Consider the following 14,204-nt stretch of genomic DNA (forward strand, 5'->3'; position numbering starts at 1 on the left):
TGTCGTGTACCTGGGCGTTTACCGAAGCTTCCGCCGACCTACCCTGAAGGTATGGCAGGGCGTGGCGACCCGCCTGAGGGGACTCCCGAGGGGGTCCCCGGCGGTGAGGACGAGTACCGATCCGTCGTCTTCGACGAGGCGTTCGTCCGCGCTGCCCGCCTCCAGGAGTTCTCCGCCGAGGAGCGGATGGGCGAGCACTCGCAGGCGGTCCGCTCCCGCCCGGCCTGGGACGGCCGCAGCGGCTCCCGGCAGGCCCTGCTGCTCGTCCTGCTGATCGTGCTGGCCTTCGGCACCGCCGTCTACCTGGGCGTCCGCAACCCGTACCAGGCCCCCGTCGACCAGCGGGCCGAACCCCTCCGGACCACGGTGGTCCCGCTCGCCCCGCAGGGCCCCGTGGCCGGCGGCACTCCGGACAGTCTCTTCGCCCACAGCCCCGTCGCCGAATACCGCACCGGCGCCGCCGGCATCAACCTCCCGCTCGCCGCCCGCACCACGCACTTCTCCGAGAGCCAGGTGGTCACCGCCCTCGGCATCGCCAAGGACTACCTGGCCGCCTCCTCCCTCGAACCCGACGTCCTGGCCGGACTCACCGTCCGCCCGCCCCGGCTCCTCCTCGACCCCGACCAGCTGGAGCAGTTCGACCGGAGCGTCGAGTCGTCCCAGGACGACGGCCGGCACGCCGCCGCCGGCTGGCTGATCCGCTTCGACCCGCGCGAGGTCGTCCTCGCCGACCCGTCCGTCCGCGTCCAGGGGACCCTGCGGTTCGCGGAGGTCGACACCGACCTGATCGACGTCACGACGGACCACACCTTCACCTACGCCGTCCGGCCCGCCACCTCGAGCGGCGGCCCGACGCCCCAGGCCTCGCTGTTCACCGTCCACCGCGAGCTGCACTTCCGCTTCGACCGCGAGGACCTGCGGATGCACCGCGCCGAACTGCTGACCAGCACCGTCGAGGCGGGCCCCCAGTCCTGCGACGCCGACACCGCCGGCTCGCTGCGGCCGCTCCTCGCGGGCGAGCGGGCCGGCGACCCGAGCCGCCGGGCGGTCACCGACCCGTACGCCACGGGCCGGCCCACCACCTCCTCGCTCTGCGGCGCGCTCGCGCCGAGCGCTCAGCCCTCGCTCTGACCGGGCTCCGCGCCGCCGGCATCCGGCGAGCCCTGGGACCCCGGCGATCCCTTCGCGCCGCCCTGGCCGCCGGCGGCACCGCCGAACCGGCCGAAGAGCTTCCCGCCCAGGTCGCCCGCGAGGTCACCGGCGCCGCCGGCTATGTCGCTGACCAGCTTCATCAGCGGATCCTTGCTGGTGCGCACGTGGTCCGCGTAGTGCCGCCCCGACTCGCGGAAGGAGTCGGTCACCGAGGTGTCCTTGTCCTCCGAGCGCCGCGGGTAGTGGCCGTCCATGATCCGCTGGTAGTCGCGGGTCTCGGACCACTTCTTCAGCTCCGCCGCCCGCACCGCGGTGAAGGGATGCGAGCGCGGCAGCACGTTGAGGATCTTCAGGACGGAGTCGCGCAGGTCGCCGCCCTTCTCGTACTCGTCGGCCTGGGCGAGGAACGCGTCCACGTTCATCTCGTGGAGGTGGTTGCCGCCGGCGATCTTCATCAGACCGCGCATGGAGGCCTGCAGGTCCTGACCCACGAGCAGCCCCGCCCGGTCGGCCGAGAGCTCCGACTTGCGGAACCACTCGCGGAGCGCGGTGACGATCGCCATGATCGCCACGTTCCCCAGCGGGATCCAGGCGATCTTGAGGGCCAGGCTGGTGAGGAAGAGCAGGATCGTCCGGTACACCGAGTGGCCGGACAGCGCGTGCCCCACCTCGTGCCCGACGACGGCCCGCATCTCCTCCTCGTCGAGCAGCTCCACCAGACCGGTCGTGACCACGATGATCGGCTCGTCGAGACCGATGCACATCGCGTTCGGCTTCGGGTCCTGCGTGACGTACATCGGCGGGACCTTCTCCAGGTCCAGGATGTAACAGGCGTCCCGCAGCATGTCGTTGAGATGGGAGAACTGCGCGTCGCTCACCCGCACGGAGTCGGAGAGGAACAGCAGCCGCAGACTCCGCTCGGGCAGCAGTCCGCTCAGTGCCTTGAAGACCGTGTCGAAACCGCTCAGCTTCCGCAGCGCGACCAGCGCCGAGCGGTCGGCCGGGTGCTCATAGGCCCGCGAGGAGATACCGGGGAAGCGCTTGCGCTGCCGCCCTGGCAGGTGTCCCTGGTGGTTATCGGTCATGGATACCCCCTGTTCGTACGAGTCGGTGCTCGTCCCCCTGACTCAACCCAGACTAGGCGAGGCGACTACCGTGTGCCGGAGCCTGTGGATAACTCGGGCACTGTGGACAACCGAGGAGCACGACCACCATGCCGGACATCGCGACCACCGCCGTCACGCCGCTGTTCGCCGCGGCCTCGGAGCAGGGCGCCGGCGACACGCTGCGGATCGCCCTGCTCGTCTCGATCGTCGGCGCCGCCCTCCTCGCCTGGTTCCTGCTGCGCGGCTACGGCAACGGCGGCGAGGACCCCGCGAAGACCGAGGAGACCGCGAAGAGCCCGGAGGCCGCCGGCGCACGCACCGAAAACGGCCCCGGTGACGCCAACGCCTGAGTCGGCGTGAGCGCTCCGCGACGCGCCGCATACGATGTGCGCGAAGTCTCCGCTCCCATCCCCGATCGAAGGTCCTGCCGAAGATGAGCCTCCACGCCACCGCCGCCAACCTGGTCACGCTCGCGAACGAGGGTGCCGAGCACGGCGGCAACCACGAAAGCCTCAACCCGTACGTGACGGGTGGCGGCGCCCTGCTCGCGCTCCTTCTGCTCCTGTGGATCACCACCCGCTTCAACCGGGACCGCTGAGCCGCGAGGCCGCTGATCCGGCGTTCGCCGCCGTGCCAGTAGGCTCTGCACGCATGGGAGAGCAGGAAGTGCCTACTGGCGGTCGCGGCAAGCGCCGACTCGGCGTGATGGGCGGAACGTTTGACCCGATCCACCACGGACACCTGGTGGCCGCCAGCGAGGTGGCCGCCCTGTTCCACCTCGACGAGGTCGTGTTCGTGCCGACCGGGCAGCCGTGGCAGAAGAGCCACAAGGCCGTCTCGCCGGCCGAGGACCGCTATCTCATGACGGTCATCGCCACCGCGTCCAACCCGCAGTTCTCCGTCAGCCGCATCGACATCGACCGGGGCGGCGCGACGTACACCATCGACACGCTGCGGGACCTGCGCTCCCTCAACAGCGACTCGGATCTCTTCTTCATCACCGGCGCCGACGCGCTGTCGCAGATCCTCACCTGGCGCGACGCCGAGGAGCTCTTCGCGCTCGCCCACTTCATCGGCGTCACCCGCCCGGGTCACGACCTCACCGACGACGGCCTGCCCAAGGGCGGCGTGTCGCTGGTCGAGGTCCCCGCGCTCGCCATCTCCTCCACGGACTGCCGGGCGAGGGTCGCACAGGGCGACCCGGTCTGGTATTTGGTCCCGGACGGTGTGGTGCGCTACATCGACAAGCGCCAGTTGTACCGCGGCGAGTGAGCCTCGGGGAGGGGCACCGGTGAACGATCAGCAGAACCCGTACGACCCGTACCGTCCGCAGCCGCAGATCATCGGCTACGACGCGTACGGGCAGCCGGTGTACCAGCAGCAGGTCCCGCAGCAGCACTACGACCCGTACGCGCAGCAGCAGCCTCAGCAGTACCAGCAGCACGACCAGCAGCAGGGCTATGGCTACGACCCGTACGGGCAGCAGCCCGCGCAGGCGCCCCAGCCCCACCAGCCCCAGCAGCCGCAGTACGACCCGTACGCCCAGCAGCCGTCGTACGACCACGAGCAGTACGACACCGGTCACACGCAGACCGGCCACACGCAGACGGGCCACCCGTACGACACGGGCCGGCCGTACGACACGGGTCAGCAGTACGACACGGGCCGGCAGTGGGCGGTCCGCACCGAGCCCGCGCCCGCGCCGCCGGCCCAGGCCCCCGCCCCGGCGGCACCACCCGCCCCGCCCGCCGGCGTGCCCGGGCAGCGCCCGGCACCCGAGGACGACGGGCGTGCCTACCGCACGGAGCAGTTCTCCTTCATCGAGGAGCCCGACGAGGACTCCGAGGACGTCATCGACTGGCTCAAGTTCACCGAGAGCCGGTCCGAGCGGCGCGAGGAGGCCCGCCGCCGCGGCCGCAACCGCGTCGTCGCCCTCGTCGTGGTCCTCGTGCTCGCCGCCGTCGGCGGCGTCGGCTACCTCTGGTCGGCCGGCAGACTCCCCGGCATGGGCGGCGACGGCCCCGCGCAGAACACCGCCACGGGCCCGCAGCAGCGGGACACCATCGTCGTCCACCTGCACGACACCAAGGGCGGCGGCACCTCCACCGCCCTCCTCGTCGACAACGCCACCACCAAGCAGGGCACCACCGTCCTGCTGCCCAACGCGCTCGCCGTCGCCGACGACGAAGGCGCCACCACGACCCTCGCCAAGTCCGTCGAGGACGACGGTTCCAGCGGCACCCGTGAGGCGCTCGGCAACCTCCTCGGCACGAAGATCACCGGTACCTGGCGGCTCGACACCCCGTACCTGGAGAACCTCGTCGAGCTCGTCAGCAACATCGACATCACCACCGACACCGATGTGCCCGGCGACAAGTCCGGCGCCGAGCCGCTGGTCAAGAAGGGCGAGAACCAGACCCTCAACGGGCGCGCCGCCGTCGCCTACGCCACCTACCGGGCGCCCGGCGAGGCCGAGGCCAAGCAGCTCCAGCGCTTCGGCCAGGTCATGTACGGCGTGCTGCGGAAGATCTCCGACGACCCCAAGGCCGCCACGGTCACCATCGAGACCCTGGCCCAGATCCTCGACCCGTCGCTGCCCGAGAAGGACCTCGGCGCCTCCCTCGCCAAGCTCGCCGAGCACGCCAAGGTCGGCGACTACAAGACCGCGCTGCTGCCCGTCGAGCCCGACGGCTCCCTCAGCGGCGCCACCGGCGACAGCGTCGTCAAGGACATCCTCGGCGGCAAGGTCAGCGCCCCCGAGCAGGGCGCCGCGACCCGGGTCGCGATCCGTGACGCCACCGGCGAGGACGCCACCGAGGCGGCCCGGGTGGTCCTGATCAACGGCGGCTACGCCGTGGTCGGCGGCACCAAGGCCGGCACGCAGGAGAAGTCGCAGGTCGTCTACGCGGACGACGCCCAGAAGGCGACCGCCGCCGAGGTCGCCAAGACCCTGGGGCTCCCGGCGGGATCCGTCACCAAGGGCAAGCCCAGCGGAAACGCCGAGGTCACCGTGATTCTTGGCGGGGACTACAAGATCCCCGGCGCCAAGCGGTGACCGTTCTGTAATCCTTTTCGGGCCCGTCGGTGGTACATGAGACCCTTGAGGTGTCTCTGACCGCCGACGAAAGCCTGCTTGTGACCGCCACGGACCGCTCCATCGAGCTCGTCAACGCCGCCGCCCAGGCGGCGGCCGACCGGCTCGCGCACGACATCATCGCGTACGACGTCAGCGACGTGCTGTCGATCACCGACGCCTTCCTGCTCGCCTCCGCGCCCAACGACCGCCAGGTCAAGTCGATCGTCGACGAGATCGAGGAGCGGCTCCTCAAGGATCTCGGCGCCAAGCCGGTGCGCCGCGAGGGTGACCGCGACGCCCGGTGGATCCTCCTCGACTACGTCGACATCGTGATCCACGTCCAGCACAGCGAGGAGCGGGTCTTCTACGCCTTGGAGCGGCTGTGGAAGGACTGCCCCGAGCTGCCGCTGCCCGAGGACGCCCTCAAGACCCGCGGCAAGGCCGAGGAGCACGCCCGGCTCATGGGGACCGACGGGACGGACGGTGAGCTGAGCTGACCAGCGGCAAGGGCGGCACCGGCCGCCGCATCGTGCTGTGGCGCCACGGCCAGACCTCCTGGAACCTGGAGCGCCGCTTCCAGGGCAGCACGGACATCGAGCTCACCGAGACCGGTGTCCTCCAGGCCCGCCGCGCCGCCAGGCTGCTCGCCGCCCTGAAGCCGGACGCGATCGTCGCCTCCGACCTCAAGCGCGCGTCGGCCACGGCCGCCGAGCTCTCCGCGATCACCGGTCACGCCGTCGCCCACGACTCCGCGCTGCGCGAGACGTACGCGGGGGAGTGGCAGGGTCTGACCCACGACGAGATCACCGCGCGGTACGGCGAGCAGTACGCCGCCTGGAAGCGCGGCGAGCCGGTGCGCCGCGGTGGCGGCGAGCTGGAGACCGAGGTGGCCGACCGGGCCGCCCCGGTGGTCCTGGCGCATGCGGAGAAGCTGCCCGAGAACGGCACGCTCGTCGTGGTCAGCCACGGCGGCACCATCCGCACCACCATCGGCCGGCTGCTCGACCTGGAAGCCCGCCACTGGGAGAGCCTGGGCGGTCTCTCGAACTGCTGCTGGTCCGTCCTCGGCGAGGGAGCGCGCGGCTGGCGCCTTCTGGAGCACAACGCCGGAACGCTGCCCGAGCCCGTTCTCGGCGACGACGACTGAGGCCCCGCGGCGGCTGCGCCGAGCCCCGCGGCGGCGGTCAGCCGGTCCCCCGACCGGCCCGCCCCACCCGGATTTCACTTTCCGGCAGGTCACAGGCTAAAGTTCTTCTTGTTCGCAGCGCACGGCGCGGGGAACACGAGGGGCTATAGCTCAGTTGGTAGAGCGCTTGCATGGCATGCAAGAGGTCAGGAGTTCAATTCTCCTTAGCTCCACAGTCACCGGATCCCGTCCCCAGTAGGGGGCGGGATTCGTCGTTCCGTCACCTCCCGACGTGCCGAAGCCCGCTGACCCCCTTGCGGGGCCATGGCAGAATCGGACCGCCGGAGGGGAACCGGGTCCGGGCGGGAGGGAGCGCGCATGGCCGTGGACGGTGCCGAGGAGATCGATGCCGATGCCGTCGCGGAATCCGCTCCCGGGCCACGAACCCGGCACACGTCCCGCGCCCACAGCGGGAGCTGAGTGATGGGTGCACACAGGCGGAAGTGCGACTGGTGCGGCAGCGGTACGCCCATCGTCCGGGACATGGACCCGGTCAACCCCGAGTTCCAGTACTGGTGCGAGGAGTGCGCGCGGGCGCTGATCATAAAAGGCGACCCCATCGAGACCTACCGCGAGCTCGAAGGGGAGCCGATCTACGGCCGGCTCCTCGACGAGCACTGCACCCTGAAGCGGTTCTACTCCTTCGCCACGGCCTGACGCCCGCCCACGGCGGACCGGGGCGCGACGACGTCCTCCTGCGACACGTCCGCCTGCGACAGGTCCTCCTGGGAGTCCTCCGTCCGGGATCCGTCCCGGCGAGCGTCCGCGGCCGGGTCCGCGGCCGCGTGCCCGCCCGGCCGTGAACGGCGCGCCCGCCATCGCACCAGCGCGTAACCCGCGAACACCGCGAACGCCGTCAGCGGATAGACCGCGGAGAGCAGCATCTGCCCGGCGTTCTGGTCGAGTTCGGGGCGACCCGGGTCGTGCGGCACCCACCAGAGCGCGAACGAGGCGAAGGCCAGTGCCACGGCTCCCGTCACCGTCCACGCGCGCGTGCAGCGGTCGTACAGCAGGATCAGCAGGGGCACGCACCACACCCAGTGGTGGGACCAGGAGATCGGGCTGATCATCAGGGCGGTGAACGCGGTGACGGTGACGGCCACCGCCTTGTCGCCGCGGAGCGCGGCCCGTACCGCGAGGACCATCGCCGCGCCGCCCAGGAGGGCCGCGGTGGCCGCCCACCACAGGCCCGGCGCGTCGGTGTGCATCAGCCGGGCGAGGACCCCGCTGATGGACTGGTTGGCGGTCTCCTCGGCGTGGCCGACCCGGCCGGTCTCGAACAGCGTCCCCGTCCAGAACCTCCGCGAGTCGGCCGGCAGGGCCACCGCCATCATCAGCGTCGTCCCCAGGAACACCCCGGTGGCCGTCAGTGCCGTCCGCAGCCACTGGTTCACCGTCCGGTCCCGGCGCCACAGCAGCACGCCGGCGGCGAGCAGCAGGACCACGAAGAGACCCGGGGTGAGCTTCACGGCGGTGGCGAGCCCGATGCCCAGGCCGGCCCAGCGGCTTCCCTCGCGGCGGGTCAGGTCCCAGAGCACCGCCACCGCTATGAGCAGGTTGATCTGCCCGTAGCGCAGCGTCGTCCAGACCGGCTCGCACCAGACGACGACCGCGGCGATCAGCAGTGTCCTGCGCCACAGCTCGGCGCGGCCCGCCGGGCGCGCGAGCCCGGGACGGACCAGCTGGAGCGAGAGCTGGACCAGCGCCACCACCAGGAGCAGGTTCCCCGCGGTGGTCAGCGTCCGCATCAGCGGCACGCTCACCAGGGTCAGCGGCAGGAACAGGACGGCGGCGAACGGCGGATAGGTCATCGCGAGGTTCGCCGAGGTGGCGCGCATCGCGTAGAGGTCCTCACCGGCCCGCAGCGTCTCGGCCTCGGCCCGGTAGACCATCACGTCGAGCATGTTCACGTGGGCGAGGCGTTGCGCCACCCAGAAGGCCGTGAACGACAGCAGACAGACCGCCGCGGCGGTGGCGAGGGGCCACCGGCGGGCGCGGGTCGGAGGGAGCGCGGAGACGGACACAGTCGGCGACCCTACCCAAAGCTCCGCACGGCTCCGGAGAAACGGATTTGGAGAACCGTCGGACCGCCGGTTACTGTTCTGTTCGTCGCCGCGACGCAAGCCGGAGCGGTGACGAGCAGCAAGGGGCTATAGCTCAGTTGGTAGAGCGCTTGCATGGCATGCAAGAGGTCAGGAGTTCAATTCTCCTTAGCTCCACAGAAGGGAAGCGGGTCGTCCGGAAGGATCGGCTCGCACCGCTTCTGCGGTACTCTGTTCCCTCGCAAGGGGCTATAGCTCAGTTGGTAGAGCGCTTGCATGGCATGCAAGAGGTCAGGAGTTCAATTCTCCTTAGCTCCACAGATGAGAAGCGGGTCATCCGGATCGGATGGCCCGCTTCGTCGTGTGCCACTCCCCGGAACGCCGGTGCGGCCCGCTCGGGCCCTGCGGTACCCTGACGCCATGCGTGCCGTACGCCTTCTGCTTAGCGAGCCGCGCTGATCAGTCCCGACGGATGAAGATCCGGTCGGCATCGGCGCGGCGTCCCCTCCTGTGCGAGGGGATTTTTCATTTCGTGGCAGTGCTGGCAGTGGGCAGAGACGATCGATGGAGCTTCAAGGACCATGACCGAGATCAACACGGCTGCCGAGACGGCGGCCCCGCATCGCTACACGGCGGCCCTGGCCGCCGACATCGAGGCACGCTGGCAGGACGCCTGGGACGCCGAGGGCACCTACGAGGCCCCGAACCCCAGCGGTGACCTGGCCGGGGACGCGGCCGTGGCGGCCCGCCCCAAGAAGTTCATCATGGACATGTTCCCGTACCCGTCCGGTGCGGGCCTGCACGTCGGCCACCCCCTGGGCTACATCGCCACCGACGTCTTCGCCCGCCACGCGCGCATGTCGGGCCACAACGTGCTGCACACCCTGGGCTTCGACGCCTTCGGCCTGCCGGCCGAGCAGTACGCGGTGCAGACCGGCACGCACCCGCGCGTGTCCACCGAGGCCAACATGGAGAACATGAAGGCCCAGCTGCGCCGGCTGGGCCTGGGCCACGACAAGCGCCGGTCGTTCGCCACGATCGACCCGGAGTACTACAAGTGGACCCAGTGGATCTTCCTGCAGATCTTCAACTCCTGGTACGACGCCGACGCCAAGAAGGCCCGCCCGATCGCCGAGCTGGTCGAGCAGTTCGAGAGCGGCGCCCGTGAGATCCCCGGCTCCACGCGCGCGTGGAGCGAGCTGAGCGCCGTCGAGCGCGCCGACGTCCTGGGCGAGTACCGCCTGGCGTACGCCTCCGACGCCCCGGTCAACTGGTGCCCCGGCCTGGGCACCGTCCTGGCCAACGAGGAGGTCACCGCCGACGGCCGCTCCGAGCGCGGCAACTTCCCCGTCTTCAAGGCCAAGCTGCGCCAGTGGAACATGCGCATCACCGCCTACGCGAACCGCCTGCTGGACGACCTGGACGGCCTGGACTGGCCCGAGGCCATCAAGCTGCAGCAGCGCAACTGGATCGGCCGCTCCGAGGGCGCCCGCGTCGACTTCCAGGTCGGCGACACCGGCGCCATCACCGTCTTCACCACCCGCCAGGACACCCTGTTCGGCGCCACCTACATGGTGCTGGCCCCGGAGCACGACCTGGTCGAGAAGATCGTCCCGGCCGCCTGGCCCGAGGGCACCCACGACGTGTGGACCGGCGGACACGCCACCCCCGCCGAGGCCGTCGACGCCTACCGCAAGCAGGCCGCCGCCAAGTCCGACGTCGAGCGGCAGGCCGAGGCCAAGGACAAGACCGGTGTCTTCACCGGCGCGTACGCGACCAACCCGGTCAGCGGCGAGCAGGTCCCGGTCTTCATCGCCGACTACGTCCTGATGGGCTACGGCACCGGCGCGATCATGGCCGTCCCGGCGCACGACGCCCGCGACTTCGCCTTCGCGCGCGCCTTCGAGCTGCCCATGCGCTGCGTCGTGGAGCCGAGCGACGACCGCGGCACCGACCCGTCCACCTGGGACGACGCCTTCGGCTCGTACGAGGCGAAGCTGATCAACTCCGCCAACGACGAGATCTCCCTGGACGGCCTGGGCGTCGTCGAGGCCAAGGCGAAGATCACCTCCTGGCTGGCCGACCGCGGCATCGGCGAGGGCACCGTCAACTTCCGTCTGCGCGATTGGCTGTTCAGCCGCCAGCGCTACTGGGGCGAGCCCTTCCCGATCGTCTACGACGAGGACGGCGTCGCCCACTCGCTGCCCGAGTCCATGCTGCCGCTGGAGCTGCCGGAGGTCGACGACTACTCGCCGCGCACCTTCGACCCGGACGACGCGGACACCCAGCCGGAGACCCCGCTGTCCCGCAACGAGGACTGGGTCAACGTCACGCTGGACCTGGGCGACGGCCCCAAGAAGTACCGCCGCGAGACCAACACCATGCCCAACTGGGCCGGTTCCTGCTGGTACGAGCTGCGCTACCTGGACCCGCACAACGACGAGAAGCTGGTCGACCCGGCCATCGAGCAGTACTGGATGGGCCCGCGCGAGGGCATGCCCACCGGTGGCGTCGACCTGTACGTCGGCGGCGCCGAGCACGCCGTGCTGCACCTGCTGTACGCCCGCTTCTGGTCCAAGATCCTGTTCGACCTGGGCCACGTCTCCTCCGCGGAGCCGTTCCACAAGCTGTACAACCAGGGCATGATCCAGGCCTTCGTCTACCGGGACTCCCGCGGCATCGCCGTGCCGGCCGCCGAGGTCGAGGAGCGCGACGGCGGCTACTACTACGAGGGCGAGAAGGTCAGCCGCGTCCTGGGCAAGATGGGCAAGTCCCTGAAGAACGCGGTCACGCCGGACGAGATCTGCACCGAGTACGGTGCCGACACCCTGCGCCTGTACGAGATGGCCATGGGCCCGCTGGACGTCTCCCGCCCGTGGGACACCCGCGCCGTCGTCGGCCAGTACCGACTGCTGCAGCGGCTGTGGCGCAACATCGTCGACGAGGCGACCGGCGAGGTCACGGTCGTCGACGAGCCGGCCGACGAGGACACGCTGCGTGCCCTGAACAAGGCCATCGACGGGGTCGCCCAGGACATGGTCGCGATGCGCTTCAACACCGCCATCGCCAAGATCACCGAGCTGAACAACCACCTGACCAAGAGCGGCGGCGCGGTGTCCCGCCCGGTCGCCGAGCAGCTGGTGCTGCTGGTCGCGCCGCTGGCCCCGCACATCGCCGAGGAGCTGTGGCACCGCCTGGGCCACACCGACTCGGTCGTCCACCAGGACTTCCCGGTCGCCGACCCGGCCTACGTCGTGGACGAGACCGTGACCTGCGTCGTGCAGATCAAGGGCAAGGTCAAGGCGCGCCTGGAGGTCTCCCCGTCGATCAGCGACGCGGACCTGGAGGCGCTGGCGCTGGGTGACGCGAACGTGGTGGCCGCGCTGGGCGGCGCGCAGATCCGCAAGGTGATCGTCCGCGCGCCGAAGCTGGTGAACATCGTCGCCGGCTGACGACCGACCTCCCGGGGCACAGCCCGCCTGACGGCGCGCTACCCCTAGGGGGAGGCTAGGGGCAGGTTGAGGGTTCGAATGGAACCGTCGGCCTGCCCCTTCCGTTTACCGTGGAAGAACCACAACCGCGGCCGGAGGGGCGAGCTACATGGAAGCCTTGATCACGATCTTGGCGCTGCTCTTCGTCGCCTTCGTGGCGCTGGGGGTCTATGCCACGGTGAAGGTGGCCAAGGCGGCCAAGCGCGGCGTCGACCGCACCATCGACCATGCGCGACGCACGGTCGAGGACACCACGCTGCGGGCCAAGAGCTTCGGCCAGACCGGCGTCGCGGGCGAGCTGGCCCAGCTGAGGCTCTCGCTGCGCACCTCGATGCGCGCCACCCAGGACGCGCTCCACGCGGGCGCGGCCGAGGACGCCTCGCTGAGGGAGTCCCTGGACCTCTTCCACCGGCTGAGCGCGCACGGCCGAGAGCTCGACGAAGACCTCAAGAGGCTGGAGCGCGAACCCGACCGGGCCCATGTCGCGGCCCAGCTGCCGGAGCTGCGCCGGCGCACCGAGCAGATCACCCACTCCGCCGACGCGCTGCGTTTCGCGGCGCGCGACCGGGCCCGCCAATTCGCCGAGGACGACCTGTCCTCGCTCAGCGCCCAGATCGACATGGAGGCGGGCGCGCTGCGGCACTGGATGCGTGCGGACGGTGTCGATGACGGCGACGAGCGCCAAGGCGCGGCCGGCACGGGCGGCTCCGGGCAGGGATGGCCGGCGGCCGGGGCTCCGGCGGCGGGTGCCGGGCAGGGGCAGACATGGCCGGGCGCAGAGGCGGGCCCGTCCGTCGGACCGCAGGCGATCAACGCGCCCGACCCGCGCGGCACGGCCTACCCGTGGGAGAAGTCGACGCGGCCGGAGACCACGACCTGAGGGCCGGCTGGACCCGTGGCTGTGGATGTGGCCGGAGTGTTGGAGGTGTGCCGGGCGGCGTTCCGCTTGAGGCGCCGGGTATCGCCCGGGTGGTCTCGGGGGCCCGGGCTGCCGTGCGGCGGCCCCGGCGGGTAACCTCCCGCTCATGTCCCGGCATGTCGCGATCGTCACCGATTCCACGGCCTACCTGCCACCCCAGACGATGGAGCGGCACGCCATCACGGCCGTTCCGCTCACCGTGGTCATCGGCGACCGCGCGTTGGAGGAAGGGACGGAGATCTCGGCCCGCTCGCTCGCGGAAGCCCTGCAGAAGCGACGCCTGGTGACCACCAGCCGACCCGCTCCCGAAGTCTTCGCCGCCACCTACCGCGCCGCCGCGGAGGCGGGCGCCGACGGCATCGTCTCGCTGCACCTCTCCGGCGAGATCTCCGGTACCTACGACGCCGCCGTGCTCGCCGCCAAGGACGCCCCGGTGCCCGTACGGGTCGTCGACACCCGGATGGTGGGCATGGCCCTCGGCTTCTGCGCCCAGGCGGCGGCCGAGGTCGCGGACGCGGGCGGCTCGCTCGACGAGGCCGTCGCGGCCGCCGAGAAGCGCGCCGCGAGCACCTCGGCCTTCTTCTACGTCGACACGCTTGACTATCTGCGCCGCGGGGGCCGCATCGGCACCGCTCAGGCGCTTCTCGGGTCCGCGCTGGCCGTGAAGCCGTTGCTCGAACTCGAGGGCGGCCGGATCGAGCTGCGCGAGAAGGTGCGCACGGCGTCCAAGGCGATCGCACGGCTGGAGGAGATCGCGGTCGAGCGGGCCGGTGCCGGTCCCGTCGACGTCGCCGTGCACCACCTCTCCGCGGCCGACCGGGCCGCCGTTCTCGCCGAGCGGCTGCGCGAACGTCTGCCGGCCGTCGAGGACCTCCAGGTCACCGAGGTCGGTGCGGTCATCGGCGCCCACACCGGTCCGGGGCTTCTCGCGGTGGTCGTGTCCCCTCGCTGACACGTGCCGATGCCGGCAGGGGCACGTGCCATCCCTCGTGAGGGTGACGGAGTTTTCCACAACTGGTCGGTTGTCCACGGGAATCGGGTGGCCTCGGCGGATGGTACGTGGTCGGCCTACCGTCGATGTCATGACTCTTCGCACACACATCGCATCAGGTCGTAGTGGACCGACCAGTGGGCCGGGCCGGCTTCCGGGTTCGGACGGAAGGTCCCGGTCGAGGGGCGCGGCCGCCCGGATCCATCGCAGGCGGGCAGCCGGCGCGCTCGCGGCACCGACG

13 protein-coding genes and 3 tRNA genes are annotated in these 14,204 nt (G+C 70.9%); 14 read left to right on the plus strand and 2 right to left on the minus strand.

Features of this window, described 5'->3' with window-relative positions; all coding sequences use genetic code 11:
• Positions 1-51: 51 nt before the first annotated feature.
• Positions 52-1,131: a hypothetical protein gene (locus ACFWJO_RS03885; protein WP_386863229.1), complete on the plus strand. Its 1,080-nt coding sequence runs from the start codon at positions 52-54 to the stop codon at positions 1,129-1,131.
• Here the strand turns inward: ACFWJO_RS03885 and ACFWJO_RS03890 are convergent.
• Positions 1,116-2,237 carry a M48 family metallopeptidase gene (locus ACFWJO_RS03890; protein ID WP_386863230.1) on the minus strand — a complete coding sequence of 374 codons (1,122 nt, stop codon included), beginning with the start codon at positions 2,235-2,237 and terminating at the stop codon, positions 1,116-1,118. The genes ACFWJO_RS03885 and ACFWJO_RS03890 overlap by 16 nt on opposite strands.
• A 128-nt stretch (positions 2,238-2,365) precedes the next feature.
• Between ACFWJO_RS03890 and ACFWJO_RS03895 the strand changes: the two genes are divergently transcribed.
• The 8 genes from ACFWJO_RS03895 to ACFWJO_RS03930 all read left to right on the plus strand — a co-directional run bounded on the left by ACFWJO_RS03895 (position 2,366) and on the right by ACFWJO_RS03930 (position 7,177).
• Positions 2,366-2,608 carry a hypothetical protein gene (locus ACFWJO_RS03895; protein WP_386863327.1) on the plus strand — a complete coding sequence of 81 codons (243 nt, stop codon included), beginning with the start codon at positions 2,366-2,368 and terminating at the stop codon, positions 2,606-2,608.
• An 83-nt stretch (positions 2,609-2,691) separates the two neighbouring features.
• Positions 2,692-2,856, plus strand: coding sequence for a hypothetical protein (locus tag ACFWJO_RS03900; protein ID WP_384416701.1), 165 nt, complete (start codon positions 2,692-2,694; stop codon positions 2,854-2,856).
• A gap of 53 nt (positions 2,857-2,909) precedes the next feature.
• Positions 2,910-3,530: a nicotinate-nucleotide adenylyltransferase gene (gene nadD / locus ACFWJO_RS03905; RefSeq protein WP_128979797.1), complete on the plus strand. Its 621-nt coding sequence runs from the start codon at positions 2,910-2,912 to the stop codon at positions 3,528-3,530.
• A gap of 19 nt (positions 3,531-3,549) precedes the next feature.
• Entirely contained in the window at positions 3,550-5,313 is a 1,764-nt protein-coding gene (locus ACFWJO_RS03910) for an LCP family protein (RefSeq protein WP_386863231.1), read from the plus strand.
• Positions 5,314-5,393: 80 nt separating this feature from the next.
• Entirely contained in the window at positions 5,394-5,831 is a 438-nt protein-coding gene (rsfS, locus tag ACFWJO_RS03915) for a ribosome silencing factor (protein WP_384416825.1), read from the plus strand.
• Entirely contained in the window at positions 5,828-6,481 is a 654-nt protein-coding gene (locus tag ACFWJO_RS03920) for a histidine phosphatase family protein (RefSeq protein WP_386863320.1), read from the plus strand. Before rsfS ends, ACFWJO_RS03920 begins: the two co-directional genes overlap by 4 nt.
• Positions 6,482-6,620: 139 nt before the next feature.
• A tRNA-Ala gene (locus ACFWJO_RS03925) sits at positions 6,621-6,693 on the plus strand.
• Between the two features lie 250 nt (positions 6,694-6,943).
• A complete protein-coding gene (locus ACFWJO_RS03930) occupies positions 6,944-7,177 on the plus strand; it encodes a hypothetical protein (protein ID WP_005317760.1) in 234 nt (77 codons plus the stop codon).
• Here the strand turns inward: ACFWJO_RS03930 and ACFWJO_RS03935 are convergent.
• A complete protein-coding gene (locus tag ACFWJO_RS03935; RefSeq protein ID WP_386863232.1) occupies positions 7,156-8,544 on the minus strand; it encodes a glycosyltransferase 87 family protein in 1,389 nt (462 codons plus the stop codon). The two genes, ACFWJO_RS03930 and ACFWJO_RS03935, sit on opposite strands and share 22 nt — an antisense overlap.
• 122 nt (positions 8,545-8,666) lie before the next feature.
• Between ACFWJO_RS03935 and ACFWJO_RS03940 the strand changes: the two genes are divergently transcribed.
• The 5 genes from ACFWJO_RS03940 to ACFWJO_RS03960 all read left to right on the plus strand — a co-directional run bounded on the left by ACFWJO_RS03940 (position 8,667) and on the right by ACFWJO_RS03960 (position 13,924).
• A tRNA-Ala gene (locus ACFWJO_RS03940) sits at positions 8,667-8,739 on the plus strand.
• Between the two features lie 68 nt (positions 8,740-8,807).
• Positions 8,808-8,880 (plus strand) — tRNA-Ala (locus tag ACFWJO_RS03945).
• 263 nt (positions 8,881-9,143) lie between these two features.
• Positions 9,144-12,014 (plus strand): leucine--tRNA ligase, encoded by a 2,871-nt coding sequence (gene leuS / locus ACFWJO_RS03950; RefSeq protein ID WP_386863233.1) that lies wholly within the window; start codon positions 9,144-9,146, stop codon positions 12,012-12,014.
• A 148-nt stretch (positions 12,015-12,162) separates the two neighbouring features.
• A complete protein-coding gene (locus tag ACFWJO_RS03955) occupies positions 12,163-12,933 on the plus strand; it encodes a hypothetical protein (protein ID WP_386863234.1) in 771 nt (256 codons plus the stop codon).
• Positions 12,934-13,078: 145 nt separating this feature from the next.
• A complete protein-coding gene (locus ACFWJO_RS03960; RefSeq protein WP_386863235.1) occupies positions 13,079-13,924 on the plus strand; it encodes a DegV family protein in 846 nt (281 codons plus the stop codon).
• Positions 13,925-14,204: the final 280 nt, after the last annotated feature.

Source organism: Streptomyces sp. NPDC127092 (assembly GCF_042722475.1).
Lineage (GTDB): Bacteria > Actinomycetota > Actinomycetes > Streptomycetales > Streptomycetaceae > Streptomyces.